General features: G+C 73.4%; 13 protein-coding genes. 8 read left to right on the top strand and 5 right to left on the bottom strand.

Annotated elements, in window-relative coordinates:
- Positions 1-17: 17 nt before the first annotated feature.
- The 4 genes from OG322_RS15555 to OG322_RS15540 form a co-directional block, all read right to left on the bottom strand.
- On the bottom strand, positions 18-1,133 hold the full coding sequence (locus tag OG322_RS15555) for a 3-dehydroquinate synthase II (protein ID WP_207319768.1): 1,116 nt from the start codon (positions 1,131-1,133) through the stop codon (positions 18-20).
- Entirely contained in the window at positions 1,105-2,058 is a 954-nt protein-coding gene (locus OG322_RS15550) for a 2-amino-3,7-dideoxy-D-threo-hept-6-ulosonate synthase (protein ID WP_123460834.1), read from the bottom strand. Before OG322_RS15550 ends, OG322_RS15555 begins: the two co-directional genes overlap by 29 nt.
- Entirely contained in the window at positions 2,055-3,737 is a 1,683-nt protein-coding gene (locus tag OG322_RS15545; protein ID WP_123460835.1) for a class I adenylate-forming enzyme family protein, read from the bottom strand. Before OG322_RS15545 ends, OG322_RS15550 begins: the two co-directional genes overlap by 4 nt.
- 74 nt (positions 3,738-3,811) lie before the next feature.
- Positions 3,812-5,296 carry a multicopper oxidase family protein gene (locus OG322_RS15540; protein ID WP_329306555.1) on the bottom strand — a complete coding sequence of 495 codons (1,485 nt, stop codon included), beginning with the start codon at positions 5,294-5,296 and terminating at the stop codon, positions 3,812-3,814.
- 257 nt (positions 5,297-5,553) lie between these two features.
- Between OG322_RS15540 and OG322_RS15535 the strand changes: the two genes are divergently transcribed.
- The 3 genes from OG322_RS15535 (at position 5,554) to OG322_RS15525 (ending at position 7,656) form a co-directional block, all read left to right on the top strand.
- Entirely contained in the window at positions 5,554-7,092 is a 1,539-nt protein-coding gene (locus OG322_RS15535) for a SagB/ThcOx family dehydrogenase (RefSeq protein WP_329306554.1), read from the top strand.
- Positions 7,093-7,271: 179 nt separating this feature from the next.
- On the top strand, positions 7,272-7,439 hold the full coding sequence (locus OG322_RS15530; protein WP_123460838.1) for a thiazolylpeptide-type bacteriocin: 168 nt from the start codon (positions 7,272-7,274) through the stop codon (positions 7,437-7,439).
- Between the two features lie 49 nt (positions 7,440-7,488).
- Positions 7,489-7,656: a thiazolylpeptide-type bacteriocin gene (locus OG322_RS15525; protein WP_123460839.1), complete on the top strand. Its 168-nt coding sequence runs from the start codon at positions 7,489-7,491 to the stop codon at positions 7,654-7,656.
- Between the two features lie 133 nt (positions 7,657-7,789).
- Here OG322_RS15525 and OG322_RS15520 read toward each other — a convergent pair whose 3' ends face one another.
- Complete coding sequence (locus OG322_RS15520; RefSeq protein ID WP_266411313.1) at positions 7,790-8,380, bottom strand: hypothetical protein; 591 nt, start codon at positions 8,378-8,380, stop codon at positions 7,790-7,792.
- A gap of 255 nt (positions 8,381-8,635) precedes the next feature.
- Here OG322_RS15520 and OG322_RS15515 point away from each other — a divergent pair, with 255 nt between their 5' ends.
- From OG322_RS15515 to OG322_RS15495, 5 genes are read left to right on the top strand one after another with little or no spacing between them, the layout of a single operon-like run.
- Positions 8,636-9,808: a hypothetical protein gene (locus OG322_RS15515; RefSeq protein WP_329306553.1), complete on the top strand. Its 1,173-nt coding sequence runs from the start codon at positions 8,636-8,638 to the stop codon at positions 9,806-9,808.
- Complete coding sequence (locus OG322_RS15510) at positions 9,805-12,414, top strand: lantibiotic dehydratase (protein ID WP_124284694.1); 2,610 nt, start codon at positions 9,805-9,807, stop codon at positions 12,412-12,414. Before OG322_RS15515 ends, OG322_RS15510 begins: the two co-directional genes overlap by 4 nt.
- The gene (locus tag OG322_RS15505; protein WP_329306552.1) at positions 12,411-14,351 is read left to right on the top strand and encodes a hypothetical protein; all 1,941 of its coding nucleotides are present in this window, start codon (positions 12,411-12,413) and stop codon (positions 14,349-14,351) included. Before OG322_RS15510 ends, OG322_RS15505 begins: the two co-directional genes overlap by 4 nt.
- Positions 14,341-16,275: a TOMM precursor leader peptide-binding protein gene (locus tag OG322_RS15500; RefSeq protein ID WP_329306551.1), complete on the top strand. Its 1,935-nt coding sequence runs from the start codon at positions 14,341-14,343 to the stop codon at positions 16,273-16,275. Before OG322_RS15505 ends, OG322_RS15500 begins: the two co-directional genes overlap by 11 nt.
- Positions 16,272-17,837, top strand: coding sequence for a hypothetical protein (locus OG322_RS15495; protein ID WP_329306550.1), 1,566 nt, complete (start codon positions 16,272-16,274; stop codon positions 17,835-17,837). The genes OG322_RS15500 and OG322_RS15495 overlap by 4 nt, the downstream gene beginning before the upstream one ends.

The following is a 17,837-nucleotide window of genomic DNA, read 5'->3' as shown; positions in this document are numbered from 1 at the left end:
GGTGGGCCCGCGCCGGACTACTTCTCCAGGCAGAACTCGTCGATCGGGTAGCCGACATGGCGGTCCGCCGTCGGCAGGTGGCCGAGGATCGTGTCGCCCGGCTTCAGCTCGGTGGAGTTGAGGACCGCGGCGCCCGGACCCAGCACCCGCACGTGCCAGTCGTCCTGGAGGATCAGGTTGACCGGCTGGCCGCCCGGGGCCACCGCGTCGATGGAGATCAGCGGCCGGGTCTCTATCTTCACCCGGCCGACGCTGACCGGACGGGTCCGGCCCTTGACGTCGACGGCCAGGACCGTGCTCCCGGAGTGCAGTTCACTCAGGTAGTTGGTGCGGCCGTTCTCCGAGACGGTGTACGAGTGCAGGGCGCCGGCGTTGACCCGGAAGGGGCGGGTCGGCATGTACGGCAGCGGGTGGGTCTCGCTGACGCACAGGACCATGCCCTTGGAGTGGCTGCCGACGAGGATGCCCTCGTCCTTGCGGAAGTGAGTCGTCGTGTCGACGCAGGCCCGCTCGCCCATGCCGATGTGGGTGGCCTTGACGACGGTCAGCTCCACCAGCGGGATCTCACCGCTGCGGGAGGTGGCCGCGGTACGCAGGGCGGTCGCGTTGCCGACGGTGTCGGCCCGCATCAGCACCCCGTCCGAGCCGAGTTCGAGCACGCCGTAGATGATCTCGGCCTCCTCGGTGTTGGACGCGGTCGTGATGATCGAGCCGGGCGAGCCGGTCGCCGCCGCGATCACGATCTCCAGCGGGATCTTGGTCGGGTCGCGGAAGTCGAGGATGCTCCACGGCTCTAGGCGGGCCGCCAGGCAGGCGTCCTCCAGGGTGTCGGCGTCCACGATCTCGACGTACCGGCCGAACTCCACGCCGGGGTGCGCGGCCATCAGCTCCGACCGGGCGTCCCGGCCGCCGGGGACGATGACCACGTCGGTGGCGCCGAGGTCGGCGGGGACGGCGTCGAGGCCGTCGGGGAAGAGCAGGATCTTGCGCACGGTGGGCGGCAGTCCGTTGAAGACGGCCGGGTCGGCGGCGACGATGCCGTCGATCCGCTGGTGCATCGCTTCCTCGAGTACGGCGGCGGTGGCGTTGCCGGTTCCGCGAACGTCAAGCCAGCACAGTTTTGCGTCCGTCATGATGCGGACCTCCTGTCAGATCGGAAAGGTGGTGGGTGTTCTCGTCGGAGGGCGCCGGGGCTCCGAGGTGATCCGGGGCGTGGTCGGGCGTCAGCCGCTCGTCCGTCCGGTCGGCGGCCGGGAACGGGTCCGGGCCGAAGTGCTGTTCGGGGAAGTGGTGGACCAGCCGGGCGACCTTCGCCGCGAGCCGCTGCGGGTTCTGCGCCTGGAAGATGTTGCGGCCCATCGCCACCCCGCCCGCGCCGCCGGCCAGCGCGTCGCGGACGTACCGCAGCACGTCCTCCTCGGCGGGCAGCGCGGGGCCGCCCGCGACCAGGACCGGCACCGGGCAGGCCGCGGTCAGGTCGAGCATCTCCGCGGTGGAGCCGAGGAAGACGGTCTTGACCAGGTCCGCGCCCAGATCGGACGCCACGGTGACGGCGTGCGCCACCATCTCCGGGTCACGCGGGTTGGTGATGCGCGGGCCGCGCGGGTACACCATGGCGAGCAGCGGCAGGTTCCAGCGGTCACAGGCGTCGGCGATCCGCCCGAGGTCGCCGATCTGCTGCCGTTCGTCGTCGGAGCCGAGGTTGACGTGGACGCTGACCGCGTCCGCGCCGAGCCGCAGCGCCTCCTCGACCTCGGTCACCACGTACTTGGCGTTCGGGTCGAGTGCCTGGTTGGTGGACGCGTTGAGATGGATGATCAGCGACATCGCGGCGAACCGCTCCGGGCTGATGTGGCGCACGCTGCCCTTGTGCACGACGACCGCGTCGCTGCCGCCGGCGGCCAGCCGGCCGGCGAGCTGGTCGAGCGTCGTGCCCTTGGGCACCACGGGTCCGTCACTGATCGAGTGGTCGAGAGGGGTGATCATCAGGCCGGCCGTGCTGTGGCGGTAGAGCCGCCGCAGTCGCAGTGACCTGGCGAAGTGGCCGTATGCGGTCATGGAGCGCCCTTTCTGTTGCGCGTACCGGTACGCCGACAGGCGGCGTGGCCGGGCCCCGGCGGGCCCGTACCGCGCGCTTCCGCGTCCTCGCCGGGTGACGGGAGGGGTGCGGCGCGCGCGGGTCCTGGGGGTTGGGCCCGCACCGGTGCGGTCACGCTGCGCAGATGGGCGCGGTCCGGTTTCCCGGCGGGCGTGAGCGGCAGTTCGGGCCAGACGGAGACGCTGACCGGGGTGTGTTCCGGGGTGAGCGCCGCCGCCACGTAGTCACGCAGGTCGCAGGAGGTGTGCCCGGCGCCCGAGTGGAGTTCGACCGCGGCGTGCACCTGCTCGACGAGGTCGGCGTCGCGGACCCCGAAGACGGCGGCCTGCCGCACCTGGGGGTGCGCCGTCAGCGCGTCCTCGATCGCGGCCGGGTCCAGCTTGAGCCCGCCGTGCTTGATGACGTCGCCGACCCGGCCGTCCAGGCGCAGATAGCCGTAGGTGTCCCAGTGCCCGAGGTCCCCGGTGCGCAGCCAGCCGTCCCTGAGCGTCCTGGCGGTCAGCTCCGGGTCGTCCAGGTAGCCCGCCGAGACCGTGGCCGAGCTGACCCAGATCTCGCCGCTCTGCCCGCGCCCCAGCGCCGTCGTGCTGCCGGGTGCCCGGATCTCGACGCGTACCCAGGGGAAGGGCCGGCCGACCGAGCCGAGGAGCTCCGGTTCGCGGTGGTCCAGCGGGTTGAGGCTGGAGATGCCGCCGGCCTCCGTCGTGCCGTACACCTGGATCAGCACGTCACCGAAGAGCCGGACCGCCTGCCGCACCCGCTCGGGCGCGGCGGGGGTGCCGCTGTAGGTGATGCGCCGCAGGGACGACAGGTCGCAGGACGTCGCCAGCGGGTGGTCGAGCAGCCGGTACAGATGCGGCACGGCGAGGTAGACGTCGGTCACCCGCAGCCGGTCGAAGGCGTGCAGGGTGGCGTCGGCGTCGAACTCGTCGTGCAGCACCACCGTTCCGCCGCCCGACAGCACCGCGTCGGCCATCGGGGCCGTCGTGTGGCTGATCGGGGTGACCGAGAGCAGCGTCGCCGGTCCCCGGGGATCGAGGCCGTCCGTGAGCCGCGCCACGAGCTGTTCGCGGGTGCGGTAGCGCTGGGCGACCATCTTCGGCCGGCCGGTGGAGCCGCTGGTGAAGTCGACGACCGCGACATCGTCCGGACGCGGCTCCGGCAGATCCGGCAGCCGCGCCCGCCCATCCGCCCGGCGGGCGATCGGCAGCACGGTGAGGCCGGGCAGCCGCCGGGCCAGCCACCGCCCGCGGGCTGCGCTGTCCTCGTCCCGGTCGTCCACCAGCAGCAGCCGCACGCCGAGTTCGCGCAGCAGCTGGGTCTGGGTGGCCAGCGAGAACGTCTGGGTGTCGGTCCGCGGATTCATCGAGCGTACGTAGACGGAGGTGCCCCCCAGCAGATTCACCGCGTACCGGGCGCTGAGCATCAGCGGGTGGTTGGGACCGGTCAGGGTGGCGACGGTGGCCCCGGGGCCGATGCCCCGGGACTTCAGCAGGGCGGTGGTCCCGAGCACGGATTCATGCAGCTCACCCGCTGCGACCGTCGAGTCGCGCCGGTGCAGGACCGCACGGGCGGGATCGCGTGCCAGCGCGGCGAGTACCCGGCGCGCGTATGAGGGCGGAGCGGTTCGGGTGGTCATGATCCTCCTTTCTGCACAAGGGTGTGGGAGAAGAGAAAGGCGAAAGCGGAAAGAGGGGAGGGGAAAAGGCCCGTTCAGACGATCTTCATCTGGCCCATCATTCCCATGGCGCTGTGGTCGATCATGTGGCAGTGATAGGGATAGACGCCCCGGTGCGAACTGAAGGTCAGCTGGAGTTTCGCGACCTGTCCGGGGAAGAGCAGAACGGTGTCCTTGAGGCCGGCCTCCGCCGGATAGGGCGCAGCCCCGTCGCGTTCGAGAATGCGGAACTGCACCAGGTGCGTATGGAAGTTGTGCGGAATGGTGGTGCTCTTGTTCACCACCGTCCATACCTCCGTGGCGCCCCACCGGATGGTGGTGTCGATCCGGTTCGCGTCGAAGGTCCTGCCGTTGATGTACGCCTGGTGGCTGCCGGTGCCCGGCTCGTCCATGTTCAGTTCGAAGGTGCGCTCGACGGTCGGCTTCGGCAGGGCCGGCAGCGTGGCGAGGGCGGCGGGCACCCGGCTGCTGTCGGGGGTCTTCTCGCCCACGTCGAACCGCATGACCTGGCCGACCAGTTCGGTCGGGCCGGGGCCGAGCATGTTGGACAGGGTGAGCTTGGTGCCGGGCGCGTACTGGGCGAAGTCGACGACGAAGTCGATGCGCTCGCCGGGGGACAGCACCATGACCGGCGTCTCGGCGGGCGCCGCGAGCAGCCCGCCGTCCGAGCCGATCTGCTGCACCGGGTGCTGGTCGGTCGTGCCGTCGGTCAGCGCCAGGATGAAGATGCGCAGGTTGCACGAGTTGACCAGGCGGAAGCGGTACTTGCGGCCCTCGACCTTCAGATACGGCCAGGGCCGGCCGTTGACCAGGATCGTCGTCCGGTTGTCCGCGTCGTCCATCGTGTAGACCATGGCGGCGTTCTCGTCGAACGCCGCGTCGCGCAGGACGAGCGGGATGTCGTAGGCGCCCGAGGGCAGTCCGAGCGCGTCCTCGTTGCTGTCGCCGAGCAGATACGCCCCGGACAGACCCCGGTAGACGTGCTCGGACTCCATGTGGTGCGCGTGGTCGTGCGTCCACAGGGTGGCGCCGGGCTGCCTGTTCTCGTACACGTACGTCCGGGAGCGCCCCGGAGCGATGGTGTCCATCATGCCGCCGTCGTTGGCCACCGGGTTGTTGCCGCCGTGCAGGTGCACCGAGGTGGGCATGTCCAGGGCGTTCACCTGCTGGACGACCGCGGTGCGGCCCGAGCGGGCGCGGATGGTGGGTCCGGGGAAGGAGCCGTTGTACGTGAGGACGTCGGTGCGGGTGCCCGGCAGGATCTCCGTGCTCGCCCTGCGCATCGTCACGCGGTAGTAGTCGGCCGCCTTGGTCCTGCGGTACGGGGCCAGTACCGGCGGCACCGTCAGCGGCACCGTGAACTGCTCGACGGCGCCCGCCGCCGCGGTGCGGCCGGTGGCCTCCGCGGCCTGGGCCGACTGGCCGCCGGCGAGCAGCTGGAACGTTCCGCCCGCAGCGCCGACCGCGCCGACGGCACCGGTGGTCAGACCGAGACGTATTGCATGACGACGAGTGAGCACGAGATTTTCCCTACCTGTGGTGAGTGCACGGGATGCGGTGCGGTGAGTCGAATGCGTGTTTCGAGGATGCGCCGCGGGTGCCGGATGTCCGAGCGAAAGCCGGACGCCCCTGTCATGTGTCACGCGAACCGTGACCTCGGTCATCCATGGAAATGGTGAGTGTCATGTGGTGTGCCGTAGAAGGGAGTTGAGGGTGTATCGGGCCGCAGAGTGGATTTCGACGTACGCAGCGAAGTTCCGTAGACCGGAGGCCCCGGATGATCCCCGTATCCACGACGAGACCCGCCAGGACGCATGCCCGCGTCCTGCGGGCCGACGTCCGTGTCGCCCTGGACGGCGCCACGGACACCGTGACCCTGCACGGCCCCGTCAGCTCCTTGGTGCTGCGGCCGGTACGCGGGGCGCTGCGCACCGTGCTCGACCGGCTCGGCGGCGAGCCGCTGCCCGACGACGAGCTGTACGAGGGGTTCACCCCGGCCGAGCGGGTCCGGGCGGCCGCTCTCGTGGAGCGGGCCTCGCAGCTCCTCGCGCACAGCGTGCTCAGCGGCGACGAGGCGCCGCTGCGGCGGGAGTTGGTGCGGCTGGAGCAGACGGCCCGCGACGCCGGGTACGAACCGGCCCCGGTGGACACCGACGCCGCGGTGCGGCTGTCCCGGTTCGCGTTCTGCCGCTCGCGCGACGGCGTGCTGGTGCTGGAGTCGCCGCTCGTGAAGTTCCGCGCGGTGCTCGCCGACCGGGGGGCGCGCGAGCTCACGGCCGCCCTGGGGCAGCCGGTGGCGGCCGGCCGGGCCGGTGAGGGCACCGGTCTCGGGCCGCAGGAGAGCCTCGACGTGCTCGCGCATCTGATCGGGGCCGGCTTCGCCGAGGCCGCCGGACCCGACGGGACGTTCGCCTCCGACACCGAACCGAAGCTGCGGCAGTGGGACTTCCACGACCTGCTGTTCCACTCGCGGGTGCGCTCGGGCCGCTACGACGGGATCTTCGGCGCGGTCTACCCCTACCAGGGGGAGATCGAGCCGCGGCCGGCGGTGAAGCCCGTCCCGGCCGGGGAGGCGGTCGATCTGTACCGGCCGCTGCGCCGGGACATCGACGCCCGTGACCCCTCACTGACCGCCGCGATCGAGACGAGGCGTTCGCACCGTACTTACGGGGAGCGGGAGTTGACCGCCAAGGAGCTGGGCGAGTTCCTGTACCGGGTGCAGCGTGTCCGGGTGCACCACACCCCGGGCGCGGACAGCCCCGGCGCCGACGAGGTGATCTCCCGCCCCTACCCGAGTGGCGGCTCGCTCTACGAACTGGAGCTGTACGTCACCGTGCTGCGCTGCGCGGGGCTGGCGCCGGGCATCTACCACTACGACTCCTACGGACACCGCCTGGTGCTCGTCAACGACGCCGAGGTGGACCGCAGGTCGCTGCTGAACGTGGCGTCCCGCTCGGTCGGCTTCGACGTGCGCCCCGATGTGCTCATCACGGTGACCTCGCGCTTCCAGCGGATGGCGTGGAAGTACCGGGCCATGGCGTACGCGACGACGCTGCGGCACACCGGTGTGCTCTACCAGACGATGTATCTGGTGGCCACGGCGATGGGCCTGGCCCCCTGCGGCCTGGGCAACGGGGACGCCGACATGTCCGCCCGGGTCCTGGGCCTGGACTACCTGGAGGAGTCCTCGGTGGGGGATTTCCTGCTCGGTACGCCTGGTCAGGACCCCGCGATCGCCGGCGACCCCGGTCCGGAATGGCACATGGTGAACAGCCCCGAATGGTCGCTGCCGGGCGAAGCGTCATTCGCCCCGTGATAAATGTCAGCGCGGCGCCGGAAAGTCTGGCGCGGGGGTGGCGGGCCGAGCAATATGGATATCGAAGCCGGACGGGAAAGCAGAAGAAACCGAATGGCTTCATATTCGCAGGACTGTTGTTCCGGGGCGGAATTCAGAGAATCCGAGAAATTCCGGAACCCAATCGAAGGGAATGCACCATGGCTGCCAACGACATCAAGAACGACGACGCGGCGTTCGACGGCTTCGACGCGGACGAGCTGGAGACCCTTGAGGTCGCCCAGGGCGTGGCGCTGCCGGAGATGGGTGCCTCCAGCGGCTCGATCGGCACCTCGTCCTCCTCGTCCAGCACCTGCTCCGCCTGCTGACCCACCCCACCCGAATCCGGACCATCAGGTCCTCGAAAGGAATTCAGACATGAGCATCAACGACATCAACGGCGACGACGCGGCGTTCGACGGCTTCGACGCGGACGAGCTGGAGACCCTTGAGGTCGCCCAGGGCGTGGCGCTGCCGGAGATGGGCGCGTCCAGCGGTTCGATCGGGACCTCGTCGTCCTCGTCGAGCACCTGCTCCGCCTGCTGACTGCCGCTCGGCCGTAACGGCTGAACCGCACACAGAAGGATGCGCCCGCCCGGCCTCCAGGCCGGCCGGGTACATCCTTGTGTGCGCAGGCGGGAAGGGGCCCCGCTCGCGGGGCCGGGCGGGTGACGCCGGCTCAGCCCTTGACGGCCACGTGGTACGCGGACGCCCACAGCACCACCGCGGAGCCCAGGCCCACCACGGCCCGCACGCCCTCGCCCGACAGGCCGGCCGCGATGAGCACGAACCCGACGACCGCGACGACGCTCAGCAGGACCGCCGTCCCCTTGTACTGCCACTGGTCGTAGAGGCGTGCGAGCGGGAAGAAGTGCAGGCCCACGACCAGCGCGATGGCGGCCGGGATGAACTCCGGGTGGCCCGAGGCGTTGGACGCCGCGATCACCGCGAAGACGGCGGCCACCTCGACGACGTTCACGATGCCGACCGCGCGCGCCCAGTTCTCCGGCAGGCTCACCATGCGGGGCGAGGGTGCGGCGCCCTTGCGGTAGGCGAGCACGATCGCCACCGCGGTGAGTGCCGCGCCGGTGATCTCGATGGCCAGGGCCGCGCCCTGGGACGCCAGTCCGGACGCGCCGGCGAAGGCCCAGATCACGGCGAACACCGACAGGACGAGAGTGCCCCTGCGGCGGAGGTTCCGGGTGAGCGCGACGCACTCGGCATCCGTGGCCGAAGGTGTGGAGGGCGTCGATGGCGTAGTGGGGGTCATTGGCGGAGAGTACAACGATCATCCCGTCGGTTTGGCTGTTTTCGGCCAGGTCGCCCGGTTCGGGCCGATGACATCCCGAGGTGATGACATCTGTCACGGCGGGGCGAAGCCAAATCCCTCTTTCCGTGATTCCCGGAGCGGTGTCACGACAACGGTGACGTATGTAAGCGCCGGACCTCCCGCTCTTCCCCCGGAAATTCACTTGGCCAATAGTGAATTCACGTTCTCGATTTCATCTCGGAAGGTGCGAAAGACATGGGGTTTGACGCTCCGGAGCGCACTGCCGTGAGGCCGGACTCCGCCGGTCTGACGGGGGTGCGCCTCCACACACGGATGCCGGTGACACCGGCCTGGATCGCCCGGCACGTCGTGCCGGCCGCCCGCTCGCTCGGCGAACAGGGCGCCCCCGGCGTCCAGTTGAGGCGCGGATGGCTGCACGGCCCGCACTTCGACGTACTCGCCATGGACGCCCCGGGAGCACCCGGCGGCGCCGTCGACTGGCAGTCGGTCGCGGCCCGGCTGGATGCCGGACCGCTCGACGCGGCCCGCGCCCTGACCGACGAGGTGTATCTCGACCAGGCCCGGGAGTTCGGCCGGCTGGAGGCGGTGCAGCCGCCCTACCTGCCGCTGCGCGCCCATGGTGCGGTGGAGGTCATCGCCCCGGACGACCCGGCCCTGCGCTCCCGCGAACCGCGGCTGGACGCCCTGCGCCACGTCGTCGGCGGCGCGCTGGCCAGGCCCGTGCTCCGGATGATCGAGTCGATGGCCGCCGAACCGCGCAGCGGCACCCGGCGGCTGGCCGAGGCGTTCGCCGCCCTGGTCGACACACACTTCCTCGGACCGGCGTACGGGGTGTTCTCGCCCCGCTCCCACGTCGAGGCCTTCCTCGCCTGGGCGGCGCCGAGCAAGGACATGCGCCCGGTGTTCAAGGAGCGCCTCGCCAAGGACGCGGCCATGCTGCGCACGGTCGTGGAGGAGCGGCTCAGCGGTGAGGCGTCCCCGGCGGCCGCCGAGTGGCGCACCGCGTTCGCCTACTCCTCCGGTGCGCTGGAGAGCGCGGTCGCGGCGGGCACCCTCACCCTCGACCTGCTCGACTCGGTCACCGACGGGGTGGACCGCAGCGAGATGGGCCCGCCCGGAGCCACCACCGTCGTCCCGCGGGGCGAGCAGCCGGACACCGAGTTCCACCGCACCGTGCACGGCTCCGGCGCCATCAGCTCCCCGTCGCCGTTCTTCGCGGCCTACCGGCTGCTGACCAATCTCTTCTACCAGCAGCTGCCGCTGCTCACCGTGTCGCCGATGCAGCGCTACTACATGTGCTTCGCGCTCGCCGAGACCGTGGACGAGGTGCTGGGCGTCAGCTGGCAGGACCGCCTGGATGCCGGCCCGGCCGTCGCCACCCCCGAACCGACGGGAGCCCCGAGATGACCAGCCCCGAACCCCAGTGGTTCCTCCGCGTCAACCCGCTGCGCCGGGCCCGCCTGGGAGACCCCGGACAGCGCACCCTGCTGGCCGGTCTCGCAGCGGCCGAGACGGAGCTCGCCGCGGCGGCGGACGCCTGCTCGCAGGAACTGTACGAGAGCATCGGCACCGCCGCCTCCGACGACGAGCGCCGGGCCCTGATCGCCCTGCGCCGCTCCATCCACAACGGCCGCGCCCCCAAGAAGACCCCCCAGGACCCGACCCCCGCGGTGGCGCACTGGCTGGCCGCGTACCAGGAGCGGGAGCGGCTGCGCAGCGCAGTCGCCGACGGCTACCCCGATGCCGCTGAGCGCGAACGCGCCCTGCTGGCGGAGCTGCTGGGCAACGACGACCTGCTGCGCTCGCTGGCCCTGCTGGCCCCCGAGGTGCACCAGGAGGCCGAGCGCTACCGGGCCGCCGTCGCGGGACCCGGCAAGCTGTCCGCCCGTACCCGCAAGTCCGAGCGCGGCCTCATCCAGTACGTCACCCGGGCCATGGTCCGCACCAGCCCGCTCTCCCGCTTCACCGCGGTGGGCATCGCCGAACCCGCCCCCGCCACCGACCCGGAGGCCGTGCACCCCGGCGATGTCCCCTTCACCGGGGCGCGGGCCGTGCCCGGCCTGGACCGGGTCATGCTCGGCTACGTACTGGGCGGACTGCCCACCGCCCACGCCACGGACCTCGCCGAGCTGTGGGTCGGGGTGCCGCCGACCTCCGCGCCGGACCCGGTCGCCGGAAAGCTCTTCTTCCTCAAGCTCACCGACCAGGGCATGCAGCGCTTCGCCGTACCGCTGGACGGCCCCGCCGGGGACCTCCTCGACGCGCTCTCCATGGGCCCGCGCCGCTTCCCCGCCGTCGTCGCCCATGTCGCGGCGCGGGCGGGCGTCCCTCAGGCCGAGGCCGACCGCCGGGTGCGCCGCGCCCTGCACCAGGGCGTCCTGTGCACGTTCAACGCGGCGGAGGACGGCGCCGCCGACTACGAGGACCTCCTCACCCCCGAGCTCCCCGACACCGAACACACCCCCGGACTGCGGGAACTGGCCGAGGCGATCCGCGCGGGCATGCCCCGCGTGGTCGGGGCCCCGGCCGCGGAGCGCGGCGCCGCCCTGACCGAACTGCGCACCACGCTGGGCCGGTTCAGCCAGGCCGCGGGCCGCCCGGCGCAGATCACGGTCGAGGAGGACTACGTCATGCCGCCCCTGAAGGTGGCGGCCTCCCACTGGCACACCCCGCTGGCCGACCTCGGCCCCGCCGTCGAACTGCTCTCCGTCTTCGACTGGCTGCACGACGTCCGGGTCCTGATGACCGCCGCGTTCACCGAACGCTTCGGCGCCGGAGCCAACGTCCCGCTCGCCGAGCACGCCGCGTTCGTCGTCGGCGAGGTCTCCCGGCGGGCCGCCGCGATGGACGCGGTCTACGGTCCCCGGGGCACCGGCGACGCCTCCGCGCTGACCGGGATCGGGCCGGCCGACGGGTGCCTGGAGCGCATGTTCCAGCTGCGCCGCGAGCTCTCCGAGGAGATCCACACCCGGCTCACCAAGACGGCCGACGCGGGCGAGGACACCCTCGCCCTCACCGCGGCCGACGTCGCCGACCTGACGCGGTCGCTGCCCGGCCGCTTCCGCCAGGACCCGCTGATCTACGGGGTGCTGCTGCAGGAGGCCGGCGACCGGCTCGTCCTCAACGACGGACTGCCGGGCCACGGGATGCTGTACGCCCGCTTCCTGGACGCCGACCGGCGCCTCGGCGGCGAGGCCCTGCCCCGGCTGGCCGCACACCTCCAGCGCTTCTACGGCCACGACGGCGCACGCGTCACCGAGGACCTGGGCCTGCACCGGCTCAACGTCAACGCGCACGCCCCGATCCTGCCCGGCGGCCTCACCCCGGAGGACTGGTTCGGCCTCCGGCTGGCGCACGACCCGGCCACCGACACCCTGCGCGTCGAGGACGCGGACGGGGCGCCGCTGCGGGTACTGCCCCTGGGCACCGGCCACCCCGGCCTCTTCCCGCCCCCGCTGTCGGTCGCCTCCGGCCTCGCGATCAGCGGCCGGCTCTTCAACAGCCTCCCGAACTCCTGGCACGCGTCGCTTCCCTGGGACGGCAAGGAGACCCGCGTCGCTCCACGGATGAGCGTCGGCAACGTCCTCATCGGCCGCCGCCGCTGGTACGGCGGCGCCGAGCTGGAGACGGCGGTCGCCACCGGCCAGGACGGCCCCGAGCGGCTGCTCGCCCTCACGGCGTGGCGGGCCAGGCACGGAGTCCCGGAGGAGGTCGTCATCAAGTCGGCCCCCGAGGACGAGGGCCCGCTCTCGGTGGGCGCCCCCGACGTCCAGTCCAAGCGCCTCCAGCAGAAGCCCCAGTACGTGGACCTCACCAGCGCGCTGGCGGTCCGGGTGCTGCCCCGGATGCTGGAACGCCGCGGCGACGGCCCGACCGGCGGCTACCTGGAGGAGGCCCTGCCCGGCGTCACGGACGGCACCCACGCCACCGAGTGGGTCGTCGAGGTCGGGCGCACGGCCGGCGGCACCTTCACCTACGACCCGGTGAACCACGCGGAAGGAGCGCGGTCGTGACGATCACCACCACGGCCCCGGCGGCCGTCGACGGGGCAGCCCCCGGCGTACTGAGGTCGCGGCCCGGACTGCACTGCGCACCGGTCCCCTCAGGCGTCTACTTCAGCGGGACGCGCGGACAGTTCGTGCTGCGCGGGTCCGACGTGCTGTACGCCGTCGCCGAGGGCTGCCTGCCCCTCCTGGAGGCGGGCACGACCCTGGACGCGCTGGTCACCGCGATCGGCACGGAGCGGGCCCGCCCCGCGGTGGTCCACATCGTGGGCCGCCTCCGGGCGAACGGACTGCTCCTGGACAGCGCGGCGTTCACCGCGCCACAACCCCCGGCCGCGGTGCGTGAGCGGTACGCCGACTCCCTGGCCCGCCTGGAGTCCCGCCTCGACGACCCGTACGCGGCGTTCGCCCGGTTGCACGCGACGGCCGTCGAGCTGCGGGGCCCCGGGACGGCGACCGCCCCGGCGGAACGCGGGCTGCGGCGCGCCGGAGTACGACGCGTGACGGCCGTCGGGGCCCCGGCCCCGTCCCCCCGCGCTCCCCACACTTCCGTCGGCGACCCGGCGGCGTACGAAACGCACGACCCGATCCCCGCCGGCGACCCGGCGGTGCGCGGTACGGATGCTCCGATTCCCGCCGGCGGCCCGGCGGTGCGTGTCATGGGTGACCTGATTCCCGCCGGCGGCCCGGCGGTGCGTGAGGCGTACGACCTGATCCCCGCCGGCGACCCGGCGGCACGGCCGTCCCCCTCCACCCGGACCGCCATCCGGTTCCTCACCGGGGACGAGACCTGGCCCGGGCCCACCGGCACGTTCGACGTGCCCGTGCTGCTCGGCCCCGGTCTCACCCTCGTCGGTCCCGTCGGCGCGACCCCCGCCACCTGGGCGGCGTTCCGGGACCGTGCCCTGTCCTGGGCGGCGGCCGAAGGCGCCGGACCCGCACCGGGACCCGTCGCCCACGCCCTCGCGGGGGCCCTCGCCGCCCAGCTCCTGGCCGACACCCTCACGGGTGTCGCGGAGCCCGGTGAGGCCCATGTCGTGCACGGCGACGACCTGACGGCCGACCGCGTCACCGTCACGGGCGCTCCCGTGACCGAAGCGGCGGCCCTCACTCTCCACGAGGCCCCCGTCCGGCCGTTCCCCGAAGCGGAGGCGGCCCTCGCCTCCGCCGGTGAACTCGCCACCCGCTGGACCGGGCTGTTCGCCTCGGCCGAGGGCGAGGACCTGCCCCAGATGCCGCTCGCCCTGCGCGCGGCCGAACACCGCGCGGCGCCGCGGACCGGCGGTTCCGTCACCGCGTGGGCGGCCCACCAGGAGACGGTCACCCTGGCCGCCGCCCTCGCCGCCCTCCGCGACCGCGGCTCCCGGTCCCCGGGCAGCGCGGCCGCCGGTCTCACCGAGGAGCACTGGCTCCTCGACGGGGCGCTGCGTCAACTCGCCGCATCGACAACAGGGTTCACCGAGTCGGACGCCACCGCGCACCCGTTCACCGCCGAGAGCGAACGCGTCCTGAGTGAACTCCGCGTGGAGGACGACCGGTTCAGCCCCCAGATCGCCGTGGCGCCGAGCCCGGAGACCGGCTGGTACCTGGCCCGCGTCACCGCCGGCGGCGACCGGCTCGGCGCGGGCTGGGGCCCGACGCCCGCCGAGGCGACGCACGCGGCCCTGTGCACGGCCCTCGCCGCCACCCAGGCACGCGTCACCGGCAGCGGCACCGTCGTCGACCCCCTCTCCACCGACGCCCTCCTCTCCACCGGCGACGCCGCCCGCGCCGCACTCCGCGCCCGGCTCACCGCACCCGCCCCCGGGACGGACCGCACCGGCACCGCCTACCGCGGCCGCGCCTCGCGCACGGACCCGGTGCTCGGTGACATCCCCTTCTGGTACGGCCCCGTGGAGGCCGTCGCCCGTACCGCGCAGGAGCAGGAGAACCACGATGCCGACTGACACGATCGCGCCCGCCGTCGTGGCGGCGGGCCCGTCCCTGGCCCCGGCGGCGCACGGCGACTGGCTGCCCGCACTCGGCCGGCTGGCCGCCGCCACCGGCGCCACCGTCTCGGCCAACACCGGCTGGGACCTCGACTGGGAGCGGGACCGGGTGGCCCGCGCCGGGGCGGACCCGCGCCGCACCCCGCACCTCTCCGTCCGCATCCACGAGGACGAGGTCATGATCGGCCCGCTGTGGGCCCCCGGTACCGACGCGGGCTGCGCCGCCTGCGCCGAGGTCCGTGAGCGGACGGTCCTGGACCACCCGCTCGTCGGCGACCTCACCCGGCCCGCCGCCACCCCGGCCGCGCCCGCCGCCGTGCTTCCCGGCCTCCTGGGCATCGCCGTCGACCACCTGGCGGCCCGGCCGCTCGCCCCGGGCGAGGCGTACGCGGCGACCGTCCACGGCACCCGCCGCCACCGCATCGCCCGCAGCTTCCACTGCCCCGCCTGCGGCCCGTCCGACCGGGACCTCACCGCCACCGCCGAACCGCCCGCCCACCGCACCCTCGTCCCCCGCCCCGCCGTCCCCGGCGACTCCACCCGCACGGCCGCCAGCCGCCTCGTCGAGCGCGGAGTGCTGCGCGAGCGGCTGCTCGACGACCGCTTCGGCCCGGTCCGCGGCATCCTGCGCGAGTCCCGCACCCCGTTCGCGATGAGCATGGCCGTCGTCGCGGACGCCCCGGCGATGGGCCACGGCCGGGCCCGCACCTTCGCCGAGACCGAACCGGTCGCCGTCCTCGAAGCGTACGAACGCCTCGGCGGCTACCCGTACGACATCCCGCTGCTCACCGAGCGCTCCTACAACGACGTCGCCGAGCACGCCGTCGACCCCGGCACGCTGGGCCGCTACACCGCCGAGCAGCTCGCCCACCCCACCAGCCGGGCCACCCCGTTCACCGCGGACACCCCGATGGACTGGGCCTGGGGCCACGACCTCGCCGACGGCCGGCCGCTGCTCGTCCCGGCCGACCACGCCTTCTACCAGTACGAGTACGCCTACCGCAGGGACCGCCGCGCGGCCCGCGTCGCGGGCGCCGCCCGGCGCCGGCACTACTTCTTCGACTGCTCCAGCGGCTGCGCGGTCGGCGCCAACCACGAAGAGGCCGCGCTGCACTCGCTGTTCGAGCTGGCCGAGCGCGACGCGTTCCTCACCTCGTGGTTCCGCGCCGCCCCGCTCCCGCACATCCCGGTCGCCACCCTCACCGACCCGACCAGCCGGGCCATGGTCGAGCTGATCCGCTCGCGCGGCTTCGACGTCCATGTCCTGGTCGCCACCCGGGACATCGAACTTCCGGTGGTCTGGGTGATCGCCGTCAACGAGAAGAACCCCTTCCCCGCGACCTTCTCCTCCGCCGGCTCGGGCGCCGACCCGGACGCCGCGATCCGCGGCGCGCTGCGCGAGGTCGCCCAGCTGGTGACCAACCCGGTCGACTGGACCCGGCAGGACGTCGAGCCGATGGTCGAGAACCCCTGGCTGGTCGAGGAGTTGGAGGACCATGTGCGGTTCTCCTCGCTGCCGGAGACCCGCGGCCGGGCGCTGTCCGGCCTCGGCGGCCCGGCCGTCACCCCGGCGGAGGCCTTCCCCGACTGGCCGGGGAGGCTGGAGAGGGCAGCCGGCGGCGATGTGCGCGGCACGCTGGAGTACGTCTCGGGGCTGTTCGCCGACGCGGGGCTCGACCGGATCGTCATCGTCGACCAGACCAGCCGGGAGCACGCGGACGCGGGCATCAGTGTCGCCCGCGCCGTCGTCCCCGGCATCCTCCCGATGTGCTTCGGCCATGCCCAGCAGCGCCTGGACGGGCTGCCCCGGCTCCGGGCCGCCCTGAGCGGCACGGACCAGGAACACCGGGCGATCCCCTACGACCCCCACCCGTTCCCGTGACGGCGCCGGCGACGGCCCGCGCGACGGCCGCCGGCCAGGTGGACCCGGCCCGCTCGCCCGTCCGGCTCCCCGGCGACGCGGACGACAACAGCATCGCCCGCGAACCGCTCTGGCACGCCTACGGGGAGGGCGCGGACCACCCCGAGCCGCCCCCGTGGACCTGGGCCGAGACGCCCCCGCCCGACAGCCATGTCCCGCCCCCGCCGCCACGCGGCGCCGGACACCGCACCGCGCTGCCGCCGGGCGCCACGGCGTACCTCTCCGCCCGTCCGTACCCCGCCACCCGGCACCCCCGCCCGGCGGACGGCGCCACCGCGCTCGCCCACGCACTGACCACCGCTTTCGCGCCGCTGCGCCGCGAGCCCGAGAACCCGTACAACGAGCACCGCCCCTACGCCTCGCCCCGCTGCCTCTTCCCCGTGCACGCCTTCGTGGACGGGGGCGCGGCCGACGCGCCCTGGCGGCTGCTGGAACCCACCCGGCACGCCCTCACCGGCACCCCGGACCGCACACCGCCCTCCCGGATCGCCCTCACCGGGCGCTACTCGGCGATCCCCGCCGCCTACCAGTGGTTCCGGGGCTCCCTGGTGGCGATCGAACTCGGCATGGTGCTCAGGGCGTTGACGCTCGGGCTCGAACTCTTCGACGTGCCGGCGGCCCTGACCCTGCCCGGGGCCGACAGCGACACCCTGCTGCGGGAACTGGACCTGGGGAACACCTGGGAGTGGTCACTGCCCTGGCAGCTGGACCTCACGGAACGGCTCCCCGCCCCCGCGACGCCCGCCGTACCGGAGAGCCCCGTCCCCGTCGGCGACCCCGCGCTGACGGACGTCGTCCGCGTCAACAGGCGCCAGCGGTACCCGAGTACGGCCGGGAACGGCCCGACGGCCGCCCGCCTCACGACCGCCGTACCCGCCGGCCTCCCCGCGTCCGCCGCCGCACCCGACTGGGCGGAGCTCCTCTGGCAGCGCCACTCCGGCCGGATGCCGCGCGGGCTGCACGGCATGGACTCGTCCGCCCGCCACCCGGCGCTCCCGGCGGACGTCCTGCGTACCGCGCTGGCCTGGCTCGCCGTACCCCCGCCGCACCCGGCGCTCGCCGCCGCGTTCGACGCGGTGCGGGTGAGTGCCGTGGTGCAGCACGTCGAGGGCCACGAGGACGGCGTGTACCGGGCCCGTGACGGGCGGGCCGAGCTGGTCCGCGCCGATCCGGCCGCGCCCGCCGCGCTGGAGGAGCACTACGGCTACGGCGTGTCCCCGGTCAACGGCTGCGGGGTGGCGAACGCCCCCGTCACCGTCTTCTTCTCCGTCCGCCCCCGCGAGCTCTTCGCCCGCTTCGGGCCCGCGGGCTGGGGCGCGGCGCAGCACGCCTGCGGCTGGGCCGTCCACGGACTGTGCCTGTCCGCCGCCGCGTCGGGGCTGTTCGCCCGGCCGGTGCGGGCGTTCAAGGAGATCCCCACCCAGGGCGTCATCGGCCTCGGCACGGACGAGACGATCGTCCTGTCGGCGGTGGTGGGGGTTCCGCGCAGCACGGGAGGCGCACTGCTCGACCTCCGTACGTGA

The sequence above is a fragment of the Streptomyces sp. NBC_01260 genome, assembly GCF_036226405.1.
Lineage (GTDB): Bacteria > Actinomycetota > Actinomycetes > Streptomycetales > Streptomycetaceae > Streptomyces > Streptomyces laculatispora.
Note: the sequence above shows the minus strand (reverse complement) of the source record. Positions and strands in the feature narration are given on the sequence as shown.

Coding starts and splice junctions, on each gene's coding strand:
- OG322_RS15545 (WP_123460835.1), bottom strand. CDS start 3,737: ATGACCACCCGAACCGCTCCGCCCTCATACGCGCGCCGGGTACTCGCC.
- OG322_RS15510 (WP_124284694.1), top strand. CDS start 9,805: ATGACCAGCCCCGAACCCCAGTGGTTCCTCCGCGTCAACCCGCTGCGC.
- OG322_RS15515 (WP_329306553.1), top strand. CDS start 8,636: ATGGGGTTTGACGCTCCGGAGCGCACTGCCGTGAGGCCGGACTCCGCC.
- OG322_RS15520 (WP_266411313.1), bottom strand. CDS start 8,380: ATGACCCCCACTACGCCATCGACGCCCTCCACACCTTCGGCCACGGAT.
- OG322_RS15525 (WP_123460839.1), top strand. CDS start 7,489: ATGAGCATCAACGACATCAACGGCGACGACGCGGCGTTCGACGGCTTC.
- OG322_RS15550 (WP_123460834.1), bottom strand. CDS start 2,058: ATGACCGCATACGGCCACTTCGCCAGGTCACTGCGACTGCGGCGGCTC.
- OG322_RS15555 (WP_207319768.1), bottom strand. CDS start 1,133: ATGACGGACGCAAAACTGTGCTGGCTTGACGTTCGCGGAACCGGCAAC.
- OG322_RS15530 (WP_123460838.1), top strand. CDS start 7,272: ATGGCTGCCAACGACATCAAGAACGACGACGCGGCGTTCGACGGCTTC.
- OG322_RS15500 (WP_329306551.1), top strand. CDS start 14,341: ATGCCGACTGACACGATCGCGCCCGCCGTCGTGGCGGCGGGCCCGTCC.
- OG322_RS15535 (WP_329306554.1), top strand. CDS start 5,554: ATGATCCCCGTATCCACGACGAGACCCGCCAGGACGCATGCCCGCGTC.